13 protein-coding genes are annotated in these 18,855 nt (G+C 70.5%); 7 read left to right on the top strand and 6 right to left on the bottom strand.

The features are described 5' to 3' along the window. Window positions 1-150: 150 nt before the first annotated feature. Window positions 151-1,653, bottom strand: a complete 1,503-nt coding sequence (locus tag G406_RS53475; RefSeq protein WP_051343497.1) for a flavin-containing monooxygenase — start codon at window positions 1,651-1,653, stop codon at window positions 151-153. A 112-nt stretch (window positions 1,654-1,765) separates the two neighbouring features. Between G406_RS53475 and G406_RS0143655 the strand changes: the two genes are divergently transcribed. Beyond that, window positions 1,766-2,446 carry a TetR/AcrR family transcriptional regulator gene (locus tag G406_RS0143655; protein ID WP_245607457.1) on the top strand — a complete coding sequence of 227 codons (681 nt, stop codon included), beginning with the start codon at window positions 1,766-1,768 and terminating at the stop codon, window positions 2,444-2,446. Between the two features lie 102 nt (window positions 2,447-2,548). On the opposite strand, the gene G406_RS53470 is transcribed toward G406_RS0143655, so the two are convergent. Then, window positions 2,549-3,403, bottom strand: coding sequence for an alpha/beta fold hydrolase (locus G406_RS53470; RefSeq protein WP_245607456.1), 855 nt, complete (start codon window positions 3,401-3,403; stop codon window positions 2,549-2,551). Further along, entirely contained in the window at window positions 3,396-4,940 is a 1,545-nt protein-coding gene (locus G406_RS0143645; RefSeq protein ID WP_028938788.1) for an acyl-CoA synthetase, read from the bottom strand. The genes G406_RS53470 and G406_RS0143645 overlap by 8 nt, the downstream gene beginning before the upstream one ends. A gap of 132 nt (window positions 4,941-5,072) precedes the next feature. Between G406_RS0143645 and G406_RS0143640 the strand changes: the two genes are divergently transcribed. Continuing rightward, window positions 5,073-6,506, top strand: a complete 1,434-nt coding sequence (locus G406_RS0143640) for an aldehyde dehydrogenase family protein (protein ID WP_028938787.1) — start codon at window positions 5,073-5,075, stop codon at window positions 6,504-6,506. A gap of 88 nt (window positions 6,507-6,594) precedes the next feature. On the opposite strand, the gene G406_RS0143635 is transcribed toward G406_RS0143640, so the two are convergent. Then, window positions 6,595-10,812 carry a serine protease gene (locus G406_RS0143635; protein ID WP_028938786.1) on the bottom strand — a complete coding sequence of 1,406 codons (4,218 nt, stop codon included), beginning with the start codon at window positions 10,810-10,812 and terminating at the stop codon, window positions 6,595-6,597. Window positions 10,813-10,983: 171 nt separating this feature from the next. Continuing rightward, entirely contained in the window at window positions 10,984-11,796 is an 813-nt protein-coding gene (locus G406_RS0143630) for a DUF1932 domain-containing protein (protein ID WP_245607455.1), read from the bottom strand. Window positions 11,797-12,029: 233 nt separating this feature from the next. Between G406_RS0143630 and G406_RS0143625 the strand changes: the two genes are divergently transcribed. From G406_RS0143625 to G406_RS0143615, 3 genes are all read left to right on the top strand, one after another. After that, window positions 12,030-12,866 carry an alpha/beta fold hydrolase gene (locus G406_RS0143625; RefSeq protein WP_028938784.1) on the top strand — a complete coding sequence of 279 codons (837 nt, stop codon included), beginning with the start codon at window positions 12,030-12,032 and terminating at the stop codon, window positions 12,864-12,866. A gap of 141 nt (window positions 12,867-13,007) precedes the next feature. Next, complete coding sequence (locus G406_RS53465; RefSeq protein ID WP_051343495.1) at window positions 13,008-14,330, top strand: MFS transporter; 1,323 nt, start codon at window positions 13,008-13,010, stop codon at window positions 14,328-14,330. 10 nt (window positions 14,331-14,340) lie between these two features. Continuing rightward, window positions 14,341-15,099 (top strand): SDR family NAD(P)-dependent oxidoreductase, encoded by a 759-nt coding sequence (locus G406_RS0143615; RefSeq protein WP_028938783.1) that lies wholly within the window; start codon window positions 14,341-14,343, stop codon window positions 15,097-15,099. On the opposite strand, the gene G406_RS53460 is transcribed toward G406_RS0143615, so the two are convergent. Then, the gene (locus tag G406_RS53460) at window positions 15,100-16,095 is read right to left on the bottom strand and encodes an LLM class F420-dependent oxidoreductase (protein WP_037081609.1); all 996 of its coding nucleotides are present in this window, start codon (window positions 16,093-16,095) and stop codon (window positions 15,100-15,102) included. It lies immediately after the preceding gene. Between the two features lie 115 nt (window positions 16,096-16,210). Here G406_RS53460 and G406_RS0143605 point away from each other — a divergent pair, with 115 nt between their 5' ends. Both G406_RS0143605 and G406_RS0143600 read left to right on the top strand, forming a co-directional pair. Continuing rightward, window positions 16,211-17,584, top strand: a complete 1,374-nt coding sequence (locus G406_RS0143605) for a phosphotransferase family protein (RefSeq protein ID WP_028938782.1) — start codon at window positions 16,211-16,213, stop codon at window positions 17,582-17,584. An 11-nt stretch (window positions 17,585-17,595) separates the two neighbouring features. Beyond that, window positions 17,596-18,756, top strand: coding sequence for an alpha/beta fold hydrolase (locus G406_RS0143600; protein ID WP_028938781.1), 1,161 nt, complete (start codon window positions 17,596-17,598; stop codon window positions 18,754-18,756). Window positions 18,757-18,855: the final 99 nt, after the last annotated feature.

Here is an 18,855-nt window from a genome sequence, read left to right as displayed (position 1 = left end):
TGATCCCCGTGTGCCCCGGCTTTCGTGAGTGGCAAGTGGTCCTATAGCAACCCTGGGCACTCACGACGAAAAGCGTGTCGTGAGTGCCCAGGGTTGCTACGCCTTCGGCGCCCCTTCGGGGTAGAACCACTTGCCACTCACGGAGAGGGGTCAGCCGGCGGCCTCTACTACCGGGCGGCGCACGACGGCGGCCTCGGCGGGTACCGCGGAGCTGAACCGCATGCCCTCGTCCTCGACCGAACCGCGCAGCATCAGCAGGCGGTCCCTGGCGTAGTTCTGGTGCAGCTTCCACGGTGCGACGGCGCCCTGCTTCGGCATGGCGTCGACGCTGCGCAGCACGTACCCGGACTTCAGGTCGACGAGCGGGATCAGATCCTGGTCGCCGCTGGGCGGCAGCGGCGTGCAGATCTGCCTGCTGGTCGCGTCCATGTGGTTGAGCAGCCGGCACACGTACTGGCTGACCAGGTCGGCCTTGAGCGTCCAGGACGCGTTCGTGTAGCCGATGGTGAGCGCGAAGTTCGGCACACCGGACAGCATCATGCCCTTGTAGGCGACCGTCTTGCCCAGCTCGACCTCGCGGCCGTCGACCGACATCGACAGCCCACCGACCGGCAGCAGGTTGAGCCCGGTCGCGGTGACGATGATGTCCGCCTCGAGCTCCTCGCCGGACCTCAGCCGGATGCCGTTCGGGGTGAACCGTTCGATGTGGTCGGTGACCACGGACGCCTTGCCGGAGCGGATCGACTTGAACAGGTCACCGTCCGGGACGACGCACAGCCGCTGGTCCCACGGGTTGTAGTGCGGCGTGAAGTGCTTGTCGACGTCGTAGCCGTCGGGCAGCTGCATCTGGGCGCCCTTGCGCAGGATGGACTTCATCAGCCCGGGCAGGCGGCGGCTGAGCTGGAAGCTCGCGGTCAGCACGAACACGTTCTTCCACCGCAGGATGGGGTATGCCAGCCGGCTCGGCAGCACCTTGTGCAGCTGCTGGGCCAGTGCGTCGACCGCCGGTAGTGAGGCGATGTAGGTGGGCGAACGCTGCAGCATGGTGACGTGGCCGGCCTGCTCGGCCATGGCCGGCACGAGGGTGACCGCGGTGGCCCCACTGCCGATCACCACGACGCGCTTGCCCGCGTAGTCGAGGTCCTCCGGCCAGTGCTGCGGGTGCACGACCTGTCCGGTGAACTCCTCGGCGCCGGGGAAGTCCGGGGTGTAGCCCTGGTCGTAGCGGTAGTAGCCGGAGTTGGCGAACAGGAACGAGCAGGTCAGCACGACCTTCTCGGTGCCGTGCTCGGCCTCGACGGTCCACCGCGCGGTCTCCGACGACCACTCGGCGCGGACGACCTTGTGGCCGAACCGGATGGCCTTGTCCACGCCGTACTCGCTGGCCGTGTTCTTGACGTACTCACGGATCGACCCGCCGTCGGCGAGCGTCTTGGGGTCGGTCCACGGGCGGAACTGGTAGCCGAGGGTGAACATGTCCGAGTCGGACCGCACCCCGGGGTAGCGGAACAGGTCCCAGGTCCCGCCGATCGCATCACGCGACTCGAGGATCGCGAAGGTCTTGCCCGGACATTCCTGCCGCAGGTGGCAGGCGGCGCCGATGCCGGAAAGACCAGCACCGACGATCAACACATCAACGTGTTCCACGGTCATGACTTCCCCTGACAGCTTGACGACGGGTGCCTTGTTGAGGCGACGCTATCAACCATGCGTCGATCTAGTCAACACACTGTCGAGAACTTCGACATCGTGTATGGTCACGGACATGTCCCCGCTGCCCGCCACCGGCAAATCACGCCCGTCCCGTAGCCGGCGCAGCTCGCGCCCGTCCGGCGACGACCGTGAGCTGGCCATCCTGACCACGGCGGAACGACTGCTCGATGAGCGGCCGCTGAGCGAGATCTCCATCGACGACCTGGCGCGCGGCGCCGGCATCTCCCGGCCCACGTTCTACTTCTACTTCCCGTCGAAGGACGCGGTCCTTCTGACGCTGGTCGAGCGGGTCGCGGCGGAGGCCGACTCGATCTCCGGCATCGCGGCCATCCCGCCGGGCGAAGGTGGCCCGGCCACGCACTGGCGCCATGCGATCGACGCCTACTTCCAGACCTTCCGCGCGCATCGCGCCGTGACGCTGGCCATCGCACAGGCCGGCGCGACGAACAGCGAGGTCCGCGCGCTGTGGTCGACGGTGCTGGGCCACTGGATCCAGCGCACCAGCGAGGCGATCCAGTTCGAGCGGGCGCGCGGCGCGGCGCCGGACGGTGTGCCCGCCGACGAGCTGGCCACCGTGTTGAACCTGATGAACGAGCGCGCGCTGCTCGCCACGTACTCGGGCGAGCCGCCCGCGGTCTCCGAGGACCACGTGGTCGACGTGTTGCTGCAGGTCTGGCTGACCAGCATCTACCAGACGACGACCCCGCCCGCGTTCGGCGAGGAAGAACGCTAGCGGGAGCGACTTCGCACACCGTGGTGCTGCGTCGCACATGTCCGGACATGTGCGACGCAGCACCACGGTGTGCAAGGTGTGCCCCGGCTCTGCGGGGTGGAGTCAGGCGCTGCGCCGCCGCCTGCGCGGACGTTCCTGCTGGTCGTTGGCGTCCACCGAGCTGGTCACCTCCAGGACCGTGCGCGCGATCAGCCGGGGGTCGTCGTACATGGGCACGTGTCCGACTCCGGGCAGCATGGTGAACTCCGCTCCCCGCACCCTCTCCTGCATGGGACGCCCGTAGCGGCCGTACGGGATCACCCGGTCCTTCTCCGCCCAGGCGATCTTCACCGGGCACAGCGCCACGTCGAACTCGGCGAGCGGTTCGAGGCCGTGACCACCGCCCCCGAGCATCGCCGTGAACAGTGCACAGTCCTCGAAGTCCCTGATCAGCCCGATCAGTTCCTCCTCAGGCACGCGATCCGGGCGAGCGAACATGCGCCCCAGCGCCAGGCGCCGCGTCCGGGGGTTGGTCGCCACCCAGCTCAGCCGGGGACTGCCCACCGCCATGTGCCCGGCACGGAACAGCAGCAGCAGCCGCAGCAGGTCACGCCGTGCCCGCCAGGTACCCGCCGGGGAGAACCCGACCACCGAGCGGGCCCGGCCGCGGCGGGCCATCTCGAGCGCGACCCACCCGCCGAGCGAGTTGCCGACCAGGTGCGCCGACTCGATGCCCGCCTCGTCCAGCTGGTCGCACAGCACGTCGACGACGGCCTCGATGCCCGGCGTCGCGTCCGGGCGCAGTCCCGGACCGCCCCGATGTCCCGCGAGAGTGGGCACGAACACGTCGTGGCGCCCGACGAGGAACGGCAGCACAGGCTTCCACGCCCGCCACGACATCGTGATCCCGTGCAGCAACACGACCGGCGTGCCCGTCCCCTCGCGGAAGGAGGCGGTCACCTCCTCCGGCTCAGCCACCGGTCACGTACTGCCGTTTGAGCTCGTGTTTCACCAGCTTGCCGGTCGGGGTACGGGGCAGGTCGTCGACGAACTGGACGCTGCGCGGCGCCTTGAACCGCGCGATCTTCGACCGGACGAAGTCGATGATCTCCTTCTCCAGCTCGGGGCCGGGGTTCGCGCCGGGAGCGGGCTGGATGAACGCCTTGACCGCCTCGCCCATCTCCGGGTCCGGCACGCCGATCACCGCGACGTCGGTGACCGCCTCGTGCAGCGCCAGCACGTTCTCGATCTCCTGCGGGTAGATGTTGACCCCGCCGGAGATGATGGTGAACGACTTGCGGTCGGTGAGGAACAGGAAACCGTCCTCGTCGACCCTGCCGATGTCGCCGACCGTGCTCCAGTTCGGGTGGTCGGGGTGCTGCGCCTCGCGGGTCTTCTCCGGGTCGTTATGGTAGCTGAACGGCATCTCGTCGCGCTCGAAGTAGATCGTGCCTACCTCGCCGACCGGCTGCTCCTTGCCGCCGTTGTCCTCGTCACAGATGTGCAGGACCCCGACGACGGCCTGACCGACCGAGCCCGGCTTCTTCAGCCAGTTCGCACTGTTGATCATCGTCATGCCGTGGCCCTCGGTGCCGGCGTAGTACTCGACCAGGACCGGACCCCACCAGTCGATCATCTTCTGCTTCACGTCGACCGGGCAGGGCGCGGCGGCGTGGATCGCCAGCTTGAGTGACGAGACGTCGTAGCTCGTGCGTACGTCGTCGTCGAGCTTGAGCATGCGGACGAACATCGTGGGCACGAACTGGGCGGCGGTGACCTGGTTCTCGGCGATCGCGGCCAGCGTGCGCTCGGCGTCGAACTTCTCCGTCATGATGACGGTGCCACCGATTGCCTGGACGGCGCCGCACCAGCGCAGCGGCGCGGCGTGGTAGATCGGCGCGGGCGAGAGGTAGACGGTGTCGGAGTCCATGCCGAACACCGGCCCGGCCAGCCCGACGACCAGCTCCCCCGGCTCGTACACCTGACGCTCGGGCAGCGGCGGGCGCACGCCCTTCGGCCGTCCGGTGGTGCCGGAGGAGTACAGCATCGGCGCGCCGCTCGGCTCGTCGTCCAGCGGCTCGGCGGACGCACCCGCGAGCGCGTCCGCGTAGCTGCCGTGGCCCGCGACCTCACCACCGAAGGCCAGCCGCAGGCTCACGTCCGGCGTCAGCTCGACGATCGCCTCGGCCAGGTCGCCCTTGGCCCCCGCCGCGACCAGCGCCTTGGCACCGGAGTCGTTGACGATGTAGGCCATCTCCTCCGGCGAGAGGTGGTGGTTGACCGCGGTGATGTAGAGCCCGGTCCGCATCGCGGCCCAGTAGACCTCGAAGCAGCGCAGGTCGTTGTTGCTGAGCAGGGCGACCACGTCACCCCGCCGCAGACCCGCGTCGTGCAGCACGCGCGCGAGCCGGGTCGAGCGCTCGTCCAGCTGCGCGTAGGTCACCTCCTCGCCGGTATCGATCAGGCGTGCGGCGACCTTGTCCGGCGTGGTGGACACGTAAGTGCGCGGGTACAACGGCGGACCTCCTGGCGCGGGACTGATTCTATTTGGCATTAAACAGTGGTCGGCGACGCTTGTCAGCAACCTACCGTTCGCGACCATTGTGATATCAACCTCTCACTTCTAACGTCGAGTAGAATGCGCGGCATGACGTCCGTCGCCGAACCGACTCACTCGTCCCGACTCGCCCCCGCGCGGCGCCCCGAGGCAGGAGAGGACCAGATCCATCAGGCCCTGTCCCGGCTGCGCGCCACCTTCGCCAGCGGCCGCACCAGGCCCCTGAGCTGGCGTATCGGCCAGCTGACCGCTCTGGTGCGACTGCTCGACGAACGCGAGTCGGACATCGTCGAGGCGCTACAGGCCGACCTCGGCCGCTCCGCGCACGACGCCTGGTTCGGTGACGTCGCCAGCACCAAGGCCGAGATCACCTACGCGCGCAAGCACCTGCGTAAGTGGATGCGCCGCCGTCGTACCGGCCTGCCGCTGAGCCTGCAGCCGGCGCGCGCCTTCTACCAGTACGAGCCGCTGGGTACCGTCCTGGTGATCGGCCCGTGGAACTACCCGATCTTCCTCACCCTCGGCCCGCTCATCGGCGCGATCTGCGCCGGGGACTGCACGGTGATCAAGCCGTCCGAGCACGCGCCGGCGACGTCCGCGCTGCTGGCCCGGCTCATCCCCCAGTACCTGGACAACGACACCGTCGCGGTCATCGAGGGCGAGGCGGCCACCACCCAGCTGCTGCTGGAGCAGGGCTTCGACCATGCGTTCTTCACCGGCGGCCCGGAGATCGGCAAGCGCGTCATGGAGGGTGCCGCAAAGCACCTCACCCCGGTCACGCTCGAGCTGGGCGGCAAGAGCCCGGTGATCATCGCCCGGGACGCCGACCTGGAGGTCGCCGCCCGGCGCATCGCGTTCACCAAGCTGCTCAACTCCGGCCAGACCTGCATCGCGCCCGACTACGTGCTGGTCGAGGAGCCGGTCAGGGACAAGCTGCTCGAACTGATCGCCTCGACGCTGAACAAGTTCCGCGAGGGTTCGACCGAGGGCCTGCCGATCGTCAACAAGCGCCAGTTCGAGCGGCTCGCGTCGCTGCTGGACAACCCCGGTGGACGCGTCGTGCTCGGCGGGGCGGTGGACGAGGCCACCCTGTCGATCCAGCCGACCGTCCTGCTCGACCCGGACCCGGAGTCCCCGGTCATGACCGGTGAGATCTTCGGTCCGCTCCTGCCGGTCATGACGGTCCAGTCGCTGTCCGATGCGATCGACTTCGTCAACGCCCGCCCGAAGCCGCTGGCCGCCTACCTGTTCACCAAGTCCCGCGAGTCGCGCGAACGCCTGATCGCCGAGGTCAGCTCCGGCGGCACGGTGATCAACCAGCTGGCCATGCACTGCCTGGTCCCGCAGCTGCCGTTCGGCGGCGTCGGCACCAGCGGAATGGGCGCCTACCACGGCGAATGGGGCTTCCAGACGTTCAGCCACCGCAAGGCGGTGTTCGTGAAGCCCTCACGCCCCGACCCGCAGTTCATCTACCCGCCGCACACCGAGGGCGCGAAGAAACTGATGCGCAAGCTCCTCGGCTGACCCCCGCGGTCCGCCCGATCGCCATCCGCCCGATGACACGAATGTGGCTTTAGGGACGTTGAACGTCCCTAAAGCCACATTCGTGTCGTCACAGGGTGCAGGGCGAGCTGGTGTCGAAACCGGCGGGGAGCTGGGCGAGGGTGTCCTGGGTGTACCGAGCGGGCAGGGTGTGGCACAGGTGGTCACGCCACGTCGTGGCCGTCGCGGGCATGGCGCTCGGTGGGTATCCGGCCTCGCCGGAGAGCACGACGCCCCCGTTCCGGATCGACACCGCGCCGAGCGTTCCCGGGTTCAACGTCCCGGCCGGCGCCAATGAGCGCAGGTCGTAGAGACCGATGCTCACTCCGCCGGCCGTCAGCGTCTCCGAGACGAGCTGTCCGTCAGCCGACACTCCGGCGAGCCCGATCGCCTGGGGCACCGCGACGTCCGCCGTGCGCCGGCCCGTCGCCAGGTCCCACGCCTCCAGCCGCGACGCACGGGTGAGTGCCACCAGACGGTCGCCGTCCGCGACAACGAGGTCACCGAGCTGCGCGGCACCACCGAGGGCGACCGGGACCGGCAGCTCCTCGACCATGCGCGCCGCCCCGACGTCCCAGATCTGGATGCGGTCATCCGCCGTCTGCACGATCACCTGCTCCGGATGGCCGCGCCGAGGCCAGACCGCTGCGTGGCCGGCGTACCAGTCCGATCCCGGGGCGGACAGCGGAACGGCCTGCCCCACCTGCTTCCCGGTGGCGGCGTCCCAGCCACTGAGCACACCTCCGATCAGGGCGACGACCATCCCGGTCCGGCCTTGCACGTCCGCCGTGAACGTCAGGTCGACACCGCGCCCGTGGACGGCTCCGGCCGGCAGCGCGATCGGTGCCGCGCCGTCGAGGCCGGGAATCCGGTAGCGGTTCAGGAACCAGTGGGCATCCTCCCGCCTCACCACCCAGGGTTCGTCGGCCAGATACATCTGGCTGTTGCCCGGGTCCGGGTTCTTCCAGGTACCGAGAGGTGACCCCGACGTCGCATCGAAGGTCGACATGTCGTTGCCCGGCTGGGACAGGGTCAGCACCACCCCGCCGTCCGCCAGCACGATTCGTCGTGGTGGGGTGCCACCGGTGTCCACGGGCAGCTGGGGTTGGGTCCGGACCCGGATGAGGCTGGGACCGACGACCACGAATGCCGTCGGTGGACCTTCCACGCCGGGAACCACCCCGATCTGGAGCGGGAGTTCGGTGACGTCCTTCTTGTCCAGCGGAGGCGTCGTGAAGGTGTAGGACGAGCCGGTGGTCAGGTCCGTGGCCCGCCAGGCGTCCTGAGCGGCGCTCATCCCGTGCAGGTACTGCTCGACGAGGTACCGCCCGCCGGACGCGACCGTGTACCCGGTGCACGCGGAGTACGGGTTCAACGGGATCTGACGCTGTGGCACGCCGCTGAGCAGGTCCGACACCGTGACCACCGAGCGCGCGCCACCAGTACGCGGGTCCCCCGGCGCGCAGGACAGGATGTCTCTGCCCTCGTTCACGATCTCGGGGGTCGCGGGGAGCTGTCGCAGCTCGGTGTTGGACGACACCGTGCGCACGGAGATTCGGGACCCCGGCAGGCCCGCATCGCCCTGCCGGACGAGGACCTGATCAGGATCCGACGTCAACAGGATCGAGGCCACGTCCGGCAGGTCCAGAAAGACCTGCCGAGCGGCCCGGGTGCCGAGGTCGAACACGGTCAACGCGACGCGGGTGTCCGTGACCTTCTCCCACCAGCCCACCCTGGTGCTGTCCGGTGAGGTACCCGCCAGCTTCCGCTGGGCACCGGTGGGCTCGGCCAGCCGAGCCGCCCGCGCCTCGGAGCGGACGTCGGTCTCCCAGACCGCGCCGTCGGCGGAGACGGAGTAGTAGTGCGCGCCGTCGTTGCCCACTCTCTGGTCGACCCTGGTGTCAGGGACCGCCACAGCCGCCTGACGCGGCTGAGGGCCCGTCGGGTCGACGACGACATCCACCCGAGGCGTGTCGTGGGTCAGGTACACATATCCGTTCTCGGACGATCCGTGAGCCGAGATGCGCATCGGCGTCGGGTCCGTGCTTGTCGTGATCACCGATTCCGTCGAGTCGAAGGCGAGGTACTCGTTGCCCAGCGCGGTCCGGGCGGCCGGATTCGTCGGGCCGGCGCGCCACGCGGCGAGCGCGAGCTGGGCCGCCACGACCGGGTTCGACACGGCTCGCTCGCTCGCGGCCCTGGCCAGGTTCTCCGAGTCGACAAGCGACTGCTGACGGGTGTTACGCGCTTGTCCTCGAACGGCGACGACGGTGAGTACAGCCGCGACCAGGACCACCACGCCCAGACCGGCCAGCACGGTTCGGCGGCGACGCACATCGCGTCGGGCCCGGTCCCGGCTGGCGCGCAGGTAGGCGTGCTCGTCGACGGTCAGTTCCTGCCCCCGGGAGCCCACCCACTGCTCGCCGGAGCTCAGGGCGGCGCCTCGGCGCAACACCCCGTCATCGCGGTTCGAGGATTCCCAGCGGTGCAGGTCGGCGTCGAGCTCGGCGCGCCAGGTCAGGAAGTCCCGGTCGGCGGCCAGCCAGTCACGCAGCCGGGCCCAGTGGTCGATGAGCGACTGGTGGGCCAGCTCCACGGTGCCGGCCGAACCGTGGCCACCGGCGACCACGACCAGCCGGCCGGCCGCGAGCGGCGGGACCAGCTCGCGCAGCTCCTCGGGAAGGTCCGTGTAGCGCACCGGGCGCCGGACGAACCGGCCCTCGCGCCCGGGCACCGCGAGCCGGGTGCACAGCAGCCTCAGCTGCTCGGTGTCGGCACCGAACGCCGAGGTCACCACGTGCTCGGCATGCACCGACAGCGCACCCGCGACGCCCCCGGCGGCCTCGTAGCCCCTGGTCGTCAGCGAGCCGCCCTCGCGACGGGCCCACAGCTGGGCCAGCAGCGACTCGACGAGCGGCAGCTGGCCGGGCTCGGTGCCCGCGTCGTCGAGGATCCGTTCGACCAGACCATCGTCGAACGCCAGGCCGGGTGCCCGTTCGGCGGGACGGACGATCGCCTCGCGCAGTTGCGTGCGGTCCATCGGGCCGACCAGTACGGTGCCCGAGCCCAGCGCTTCGGCCACCGACGGAGTGAGGATCTCGTCCATCGCCACACCCCGGACGGTGAGTACCACCCGGAGCCGCTCGCCGAGGCCGGCCAGGACGGTGAGCAGGTCGCGCGCCAGATCGGGGGTGGACTCGGCGAGCTCCTCGAACTGGTCGACGACCAGGACCACGCGTCCGGCGTCGGTTCCGATGAGAGCCTCGGTCAGCTCGGCGCGGGCAGCCTCCGTCGTGGTCGGCTCGGCCAGCGCGGTGCCGATCCGCTCGGCGTCCCGGGCGCGGCGGGCCTCGGCGGAGCCAGGGTCCGCCAGCTCGAGGACCGCGGCCGCGACATCCATCAGCAACGGCGCGCCGGGGCGAGGACGCACCTGCGCGATCCGGGTGCCCTCGGCACGCAGCGTCGGCAGGAGACCGGCCTTGACCAGCGACGACTTGCCGGCGCCGGAGGGGCCGGACACCGCGACCAGTGGGCATCGCTCGACGGCGTCACGCAGGCGGCGCAGGTCGGTGTCGCGGCCGAAGAAGTACTCGGCGTGCTCCTCGCCGAACGGTTCGAGACCCCGGTACGGGCTCGGCAGCAGCTCGGGGTCCAGACCGAGGACGTGTTCGATCGGGATCAGATAGGCGGTGGTGACGCTCGGATCCCGATCGGCTGCCACGGTCATGCCGACGACAGCGCCGGTCTCGTCGTCCCACACCGGCGAGCCGCTGAACCCGCCCTCGACCGGTTGGTCACCGAGGGTGCCCTGGAGCTGGAACCAGCCGGTGCCCTGCGCGGAGCGGATCAGCCCGGTCGTCCACACCCCGTCCGCGCGGCCCTCCGGAAAGCCGAACGCCCGGAACCTGTGGTCCCACAATCCCTCGACCCGCCGGACCGGAGGCATCACCGCGCCGGGTGGGGCGGGCTCGTCGAGCCGCAGCAGCGCAACATCGCCGGTGCCGTCCTCGGCGATCGGGACCCAGCGGTGCACCCGCGCGGACCTGGCCGCCGGTCCCCCGGGCAGGACCGGGAAGTCGACCGCGATCTCCACGTCCGGCGCCGCGGCCGCGTAGGGATCCGCCATCGTGGCGTCGGCGACGACGTGCGCGCAGGTCGCCACCAGGTCCGGCCCGACGAGGAACGCCGACCCGACGACCTCACCCGTCACGTCCTTGACGCGAACGCACGCCGTCGCGGCGAGCCCGGCGACGCCACGCTCGGCAACTACCCGGTCGACCGTCTCCACCCGGACATCCCCTCAGCCACCGGCACCCCTCGAAGTGGATGTTGCCAGCACAACCGCTACCCCGCAGCTCGGTTGCCCCGCCCACCAAACGCACTGTGCACACCGTCGTGCTGCGTCGCACACGTCCGGACATGTGCGACGCAGCGCGACAGTGTGCAAGGTCGCCCGGGGTTAGGCGGGGGGCATGCGGCGGTACAGGTCGGCCGCGGCTCGGGAGAAGCCGTCGGGCAGGCCGAGGTCGGCCATCGCCTGGGCTGCCTCGTCCATTTCTCCCGCCCAGCGCCAGGCCTTCGCGCCTGCCTTCGCGGTCACCGCGGCGACCCGTTCGTCCAGGTCGACGCCCGTGCGGGACAGCTCGGACCGCAGCGCCTCCGCGACACCGGCCTTCTCGGCGGCGGCCGCGAGCTGCAGCCAGATCGTCGGCAGCGCCTTGCTCTGCAGCGCGAAGCAGGCCTTCAGTGCGCTGGCCTGGCCGAGGTCGGCGCCGAGCACCCGGGTGGCGAACGGCGACCCGTCGAACAGCGCGGCGACCGGGTCGGCGTGCCTGCCGGACATCCACAGCACGCTCTGGCCGGGCTCCCAGGCGGGCGGGCCGATCACCGCGCCGTCCACGACGGTGTCCGGACCCAGCAGCTGCGCGATCCGCCCGACCGTCGCCGGTGCCACCGCGTTCGCCTCCAGGTACAGCGGACGGTCAGCCGGGTCGCGGTCGGCCAGCGCGTCGGCGACCTGCGACGCAACGTCGACCGCCGCGTGCGGCGGACAGATCGAGATGATCAGCGCACAGCGCCGGGCCAGTGCCGCGACGTCAGGCACCGCGATCAGGTCCGCCAGCTCCGCGCGCTTCGACGTGGCCTGTGTGCGGTCCGCCGCGGCCCAGATCACCGCGCCTGCCCTGGCCTTCAACGCCGACCCGATCGCCGCGCCCATCGCACCGGGATGCAGCACACCCACGACCGGCCGGCCGTCCAGCAGCTCGCTCATGCCGGTCATCATTGCGCACCACGCACGGCGGAACTCGATCGACAGAGCCTGGCTCAGTGTCCCGCGTCGGAAATTCGCCTACTGAGTCCGGTGTCCAGATGTTGTCTGGCAAGGCGCCGTCGGCAGCTCGTACCGGGGTACTTTCAACGGCGGCAACGCGGCCAGGCGGCATCTGGGCGCCGGAATCAGCAGGCGAATTTGTGGCGCGGGGCACTAGCCACCAGGCTGTGCCGATGGAGCGCTACGTCGACGTCGAGCCGGGCATCCGGTTGTGGGCCAGGGAGTCCGGCAACCCGGCCGCGGAACCGTTGCTGCTGGTCATGGGTGCCAACGCCTCGGGTCTGACCTGGCCACAGTCGTTCGTCGACGCGCTCGGCGAGCGGCACCGCGTGATCATCTACGACCATCGGGACACCGGCCGGTCCAGCTGGGAGTTCGACACCCGGCCCTACCCGATCAGCCGGCTGGCCGAGGACGCGGTCGCCGTGCTCGACGCGTTCGGCATCGAACGGGCGCACGTCGCGGGCATGTCGATGGGCGGCATCCTGGTCCAGCTCCTGCTGCTGGACCATCCGGACCGACTGCTCAGTGCCACCCTCTGGAGCACGGTCTCCCTGGCCGCAGGGACGGACGAGACCGTGCTCCCCGGGCCCGACCCTTCACTGCTCGACCTGTGGCAGCACCTGGCCGACCCGCGTGACGAAGCCGCCGAGATCGAGTTCCGCATCGGACACTGGCGGGCATTGCGGGGCAACGGGCCGTTCGACGCAGGCGAGTTCGGCCGGCTGGAACGGCGGATCATCGATCACGCCGGACGACACGACAACCCGGCGGCACACGCCAGGGCGAGCACCGACGACCTGGACCGTGCCGCGGACCTGCACTCGATCAGGACACCGACGCTGGTGATCGACGCACCGGAGGACCCGATCAACCCGCCGCCGCACGCGGCCTTCATCGCCGCGAAGATCCCCGGAGCCGACCTGCTCGCGATCCCCGGGCTGGGGCACGCCATCGGCGAGGATGTCGTTCCGGCGCTGACCGAAGCCATCCTGCGGCACACCGCGTAACCAGACGAGGAGATCATTCCACTCTTTCGGCCTAGTGTCTGACGATGGGCTGACGAGGCAGGATGCGGCGACCGGGCTGCACTGTGGCGGAACTCACCAAGCCACGCCGAGAGCGGCCTCGACCGCGCTCGGAGGTTCCGCGTGACCAGTTCACCACCGGCCGACAACCGACAGGCCAGACGACGGGCGGTGCTGGCCAGCACCGTCGGGACCACGATCGAGTGGTACGACTTCTTCCTCTACGGAACCGCCGCCGCGCTGGTCTTCCCGAAGCTCTTCTTCCCCGGCCAGTCCCAGTTCGTCGGGGTGCTCGCCGCGTTCGGCACGCTGTTCGTCGGCTTCCTCGCCCGCCCGATCGGCGCCGCGATCTTCGGCCACTACGGCGACCGGATCGGCCGTAAGACCACCCTCATCGCGACCCTGCTGCTGATGGGGATCAGCACGTTCGTCATCGGCCTGGTCCCCAGCTTCGAGTCGATCGGTGTGTTCGCGCCGATCCTGCTGATCCTGATGCGCATCGGGCAGGGGCTCGGCGTCGGCGGTGAATGGGGCGGCTCGGTGCTGCTCGCCATGGAGTGGGGCCACGGCACCCGGCGTGGGCTGTTCGCCAGCTGGCCGCAGTTCGGCGTTCCGATGGGCCTGCTGCTCTCGACCGGCATCGTCGGGCTGATGAGCGCGTGGACCGGGCCCGACTTCCTGATCTGGGGCTGGCGGGTGCCGTTCCTGCTGTCCGTCGTCCTGATCGGCATCGGGCTCTACGTGCGGCTGCGGGTGCTGGAGAGCCCGGAGTTCGAACGCGCCAAGGCCACTCAGGCGGTCGTCGAACGGCCCGTCGTACAGGTCATCCGCGAGCAGTGGCGCGAGATCCTCGTGGCCGCCGTCGTGCGGCTGTCCGAGCAGGCGCCGTTCTACCTGTTCATCACGTTCGTGCTGGACTACGCCACCCGCCAGCTGAAGGTCCCGCGCGGCGACGTGCTGCTCTACACGATGGTCGCGGCCGCGGTCGGCCTGGTGAGCATCCCGGTGTTCGGCTACCTGTCCGACCGCATCGGCCGGCGACGCATGTACGGCATCGGCATCGTGGCCACCGGGCTGTTCGCGTTCCCGTACTACGGACTGCTCGACACCCGCTCCGGCGGGCTGATGCTGCTGGCGATCGTGCTGTCGCTGGTGTTCCACGACATGCAGTACGGGCCGCAGGCGGCGCTGATCGCGGAGACGTTCGGGACGAACCTGCGCTACAGCGGTGCCGGCATCGGCTACCAGCTCGCCTCGGTCATCGCAGGCGGGCCCGCCCCGCTGGTCGCGGCGTACATCCTCAACCGGACCGGGTCCAGCACCGGCATCAGCTGGTACATCGTGATCTGCTGTGTCCTGTCGCTGCTCGCACTGCTGTTGATGCCGAGTCGCGCGAAGATCGAGGAGAGGCTCGCCCGGCCAGGAGAGCGAGCCCCGACGAACTAGGGGTACACAGATGGCGACGGGTCGGGTTGCGTTGGTCACCGGTGGCAGTCGAGGCATCGGGAGGGCGATCGCGTTGCGGCTCGCCGCCGAGGGCGCCGACGTGGCGGTGAACTATCGGCGCGACTCCGAGGCCGCCGAGGCCGTGGTCACCGAGATCCGCGCGGCCGGGCGGAAGGCGTCGGCGTTCCAGGCCTCGGTCGACGACGCCGACCAGGACGCCGCGATGGTCGAGGCGGTGCTCGCCGAGTTCGGCAAGGTCGACATCTTCGTGCACAGCGCGGGTATCGCCAGCCGTGGCGCGACGGTGACCGAGACCGACCCGGGCGAACCGCAGAAGCTGATGGCGACGCACGCGTTCGCCGCCCATCACCTGTCGCGGCTGCTGGTACCGGGCATGCGCGGGCTGGAGCGCGGCGACATCGTGTTCCTGTCCAGCGTCGCCGGGTCCAACCCGATGCCGGCGGGCGCGCCGTACTCGATGGCGAAGGCCGCGTTGGAGGCGCTCGCCTTCAGCCTCGCGCAGGAGGAGCTGCCCAACGGGATCCACGTCAACGTCGTCGCGCCCGGGCTGGTCGCCACCGACATGGGCGACCGGCTGGCCCGGGCGCTGAGCGGGGTGTCCGACGCCGTCGAGCTGGACTCCCGCTCACCGTTCGGCCGGGTCTGCCGTCCGGAGGACGTGGCCGACGCGGTCGCCTTCCTGATCTCCACCCCGTACGTCACGAGGCAGCGGCTGATCGTGGACGGCGGCGCGTCGGCACTGCGCTGATCAGACCTGTCCGGCCAGCTCGCACAGGTAGTCGACCTGGTCGGACGGAGTGAACGTGGCGCCGTGCGGGGGCAGCAGGGCGAGCGTGGCGATCTCCACGCCCGCGTCGAGGTAGGCGCGGACCCGGCGCGCGGTGGTGCTCGGCGAACCGATCAGGAACAGGTCGTTCACCACCTCGTCCGGGATCACCTCGACGGCCTTGGCCCGGTCGCCGCTGTTCCACGCCTCGCTCATCTCGCGCAGCTGCTCGCCGCGCCCCAGCCAGGACTGGAAGTTCGCGTAGACCGGCACGGTCAGGTACGCGGCGATCATCCGGCGCGCCGAGAGCTCGGCGGCGTCGCCCTCGCCCGGCACGACGAACACCCTGGCCTGCACTCCCAGCGGATCGGGCAGCTCCCGGGTCACGCCGTCAGCGGCCGCGCGCACCGTGGCGACGTCGTCCGAGGACAGGAAGTTCAGTGACACACCGTCCGCCTCGGCGGCGGCGAAGCGCTGCATCCGGGGACCCAACGCGGCCACGACCAGCGCGGGCGGCTGCTCGGGCGGCCTGCCGAGCTTGAAGTCGACGCCCAGCGCCTTCGCCGAGTCGGCAGCGGCGGAGGCCCGCTGGCCGGACAGTGCGGCACGCAACACCCGCAGCGTGTGGACAACGCGCGAGTACGGCTTGTCGAACGCGATCCCATTCCAGTCGTGCACGATCCGGTCCGAACCGGCGCCGATCCCGAACCGGGCGCGGCCGGGCGCCGCTTCGGCGAGCGCGGCGGCGGTGCTGGCCATGATCGAAGGCCCTCGGGTGAACGCCGATACCACCGAGGCCGACAGGGTCAGCTCAGGGCGCCACGCGGAGGCCAGCAGCAGTGGGCTCAGACCGTCGAGCCCGTTCGACTCCCCGGTGGACACCTCGCTGATGCCCGCATCGGCCAACCGCTCGATCGCCTCCCGGTGCTGGTGCAACGGCAAGCCGTCGAACGGCAACGTGACCCCGACCTGACTCATCCATGATTCCTTTCACTCGGCGGCGGTGTGAGCTTTGTCCTTCTCCGGGCAGCACGCACGTTGAAGGCTTGCCTTCTATGATCTGAACGCCCGTTCAGTCGAAAAGGAGCTCTCGGTGACCGAAGCGGAACGCCTGGCGGCAGGTCTGCCCGCCGTCCTGACCCGGTGGCTCGGTGAGCCCGCGACCGTCTCCGAGCTGTACCAGCTGTCCGGCGGAGCGAGCCGCGAGACGTGGTCACTGGTCGCGACGACCAGCGCCGGGAAGCGCAAGCTGATCCTGCGCCGCGACCCGCCGGAAGCCCCACGCGCCGAGCAGATGGCCCTCGAAGCGAGCGTCCTCACCGAGACCGCGCGCGTCGGCGTGCCGGTGCCCGCGCTGATCGGTCACGGCGACGGGTCCGACGAGGTGGGCAGCGCCTACCTGCTGATGGAACACCTCGAAGGCGAGACCTTCCCGCGCCGGCTGCTGCGCGAACCGCGCTGGGAGAAGGCCCGCGCCGGACTGGCCGCCGAGCTGGGCCGGGCGTTGGCCGCCATCCACCAGGTGCCGCTGGACAACCTTCCCGACCTGACCGGCGGTGACGCGCTGGAGCAGCTGCGTGCCGCGCACGACGCGTTCGACGAACCGCATCCCGCGCTCGAGGTGGCGTTCCGCTGGCTGGCGGAGAACCGTCCGCCCGCCTCGGAGGAACGCCTTGTACACGGCGACTTCCGCAACGGCAACCTGATGCTCGGCGACGACGGTTTGGTCGCGGTCCTCGACTGGGAGCTGGTTCATCGCGGCGATCCGGTGGAGGACCTCGGCTGGCTGTGCGGCAAGGCGTGGCGGTTCGGCGCCACCCGGCCGGTCGGCGGGTTCGGCGACCGGGACGAGCTGCTCGACGGGTACGCCGAGGTCGCCGGCTGGCGACCGACCGAGGAGACACTGCGCTGGTGGGAGGCGTTCGGCGTCGCCCGGTGGGCGGTGATCTGCCGGGAACAGGCGGAACGCCACCTCGGCGGCACCGAACGGTCGGTCGAAATGGCGGTGCTCGGTCGCAGGCTCAGCGAGTGCGAGCACGACGTGCTGCTGACCCTGGGACTGACCGAGACATCCACCGTGGACGACCCCCTGGTCACCGAGACCGACAGCGCCCCCGGCCTGCACGGCAGACCCACGATCGACGAGCTGCTCGCGGCCACCGCCGACTACCTGGACACCGACGTGGTCGGTTCGGACTCCGGCGAGAGACTGCGGTTCCACGCCAGGGTCGCCGCCAACGCGATGAAGATCGCCCGGCGCGAGCTGCGGGTCGGCGAGGCACAGCGCGCGGCGCACCAGCGACGGCTCGACGCGCTGGGCTGCGCGGACGACCGGGCACTGGTCGACGCGATCCGGGATGGTTCACTGGACTCACGGTGGGACGAGGTGCTGGACACCGTGCGGGCACTCGTGGTGGCGAAACTGACCGTCGCCAACCCGCGCTACCTGTCCCAGCCCTGGGCCTGAGGAGCTGACCGATGACCGGCGTCCTGACCGAGTTCGCGTTCGCGCCGCTGCGCATCGCCACCGCCGCGACGACGAGCTGGTCACGTTACGTGGCGGGCCTGAACCGGCCGGCCAGCCCCGTCGAGGTACTCGCCGACCTGCAGACCTGGTGGTCGGCCCGCACCGAGCGGGAAGAGCCGACCTGGGCCCATCCGTCCACGGTGCTCCGGCAGTGGCCGCTCGCGCGGCTGCGCGACTACTCGACCGAGCGGACGGCCGCCTCCCCCGAGGTCCCGACGCTCGTGCTGCCGCCGCAGGCGGGTCATTCCTCGTGCATCGTGGACTACGCCCGTGACCAGAGCCAGCTGCTGACCATCCGGGACGCCGGCCTCGACCAGCTGTACAGCCTGGACTGGATCGGCGCCACGGAGGAGACCGCGGACGCGGTCGTCGAGGACTACGTCGACCTGCTGGCCGAGACGGTGGAACTGCTCGGCGGCAGGGTGAACCTGGTCGGCGACTGCCAAGGCGGCTGGCTGGCCGCGATCTACGCGGCGCTGCACCCGGAGCAGATCAACACGCTCACGGTGGCCGGCGCGCCGATCGACTTCCACGCCGGGGCCTCACCGCTGCGCACCTGGACCCAGCTCAACAGCGCGCTCGGGCAGCTGGCCGGCGCCGGTGAGCTCGCGGCGTACCAGACCGTGGTCGCGCTCGGCGGCGGCGTGCAGCGCGGCGCGAACCAGGTACTGGGCTTCAAGATGCTCGAACCGACCGCCGAGCTACGCCGCGATCTCGCGTTGTGGGGCGACATCCGCGACCCCGAGCAGGTTGCGCGGTACCGGGCGTTCACCGACTGGTTCGAGTGGACCCAGGACGTGCCCGGCGCCTTCTACCTGTGGATCGTGGAGCACCTGTTCCTCGGCAACGAGCTGATCACCGGCGAGCTGGAGGTCGGCGGCCGGCGGGTCGACCTCGGCCGGATCGGCTGCCCGCTGTTCCTGATCGCGGGCGCCGAGGACCGCATCACCCCGCCCCCCCAGGTCTGGCCGCTGGCCGAGCACGCCTCGACGCCGCCGGACCTGGTCCACCGCGAGCTCGTCCCCGGCGGCCACCTGGGCCTGTTCATGTCCCGGGAGTCCCTGAGCGAACACTGGACCCCCCTCATGAGTCGGGTCCGCGAACTCTCGTGATTCCGGCCTGGCCCTCGCGCGTCCAAGTTTCCGGTCGGGACCCCTCATCGGCTTCGCCTCGAGGGGCCCGCGACCGGAAACTTACGGCGGCTACGCCGG

Source organism: Actinospineispora spinosispora DSM 44797 (genome assembly GCF_000429025.1).
Taxonomy (GTDB): domain Bacteria; phylum Actinomycetota; class Actinomycetes; order Mycobacteriales; family Pseudonocardiaceae; genus Pseudonocardia; species Pseudonocardia spinosispora.
Note: the sequence above shows the minus strand (reverse complement) of the source record. Positions and strands in the feature narration are given on the sequence as shown.

What these genes read in the sequence shown, in the direction of transcription:
- G406_RS0143600 (WP_028938781.1), top strand. Translation starts at nt 17,596, where the DNA reads ATGACCGGCGTCCTGACCGAGTTCGCGTTCGCGCCGCTGCGCATCGCC.
- G406_RS0143630 (WP_245607455.1), bottom strand. Translation starts at nt 11,796, where the DNA reads ATGAGCGAGCTGCTGGACGGCCGGCCGGTCGTGGGTGTGCTGCATCCC.
- G406_RS0143640 (WP_028938787.1), top strand. Translation starts at nt 5,073, where the DNA reads ATGACGTCCGTCGCCGAACCGACTCACTCGTCCCGACTCGCCCCCGCG.
- G406_RS0143625 (WP_028938784.1), top strand. Translation starts at nt 12,030, where the DNA reads ATGGAGCGCTACGTCGACGTCGAGCCGGGCATCCGGTTGTGGGCCAGG.
- G406_RS0143615 (WP_028938783.1), top strand. Translation starts at nt 14,341, where the DNA reads ATGGCGACGGGTCGGGTTGCGTTGGTCACCGGTGGCAGTCGAGGCATC.
- G406_RS0143655 (WP_245607457.1), top strand. Translation starts at nt 1,766, where the DNA reads ATGTCCCCGCTGCCCGCCACCGGCAAATCACGCCCGTCCCGTAGCCGG.
- G406_RS53460 (WP_037081609.1), bottom strand. Translation starts at nt 16,095, where the DNA reads ATGAGTCAGGTCGGGGTCACGTTGCCGTTCGACGGCTTGCCGTTGCAC.
- G406_RS53475 (WP_051343497.1), bottom strand. Translation starts at nt 1,653, where the DNA reads ATGACCGTGGAACACGTTGATGTGTTGATCGTCGGTGCTGGTCTTTCC.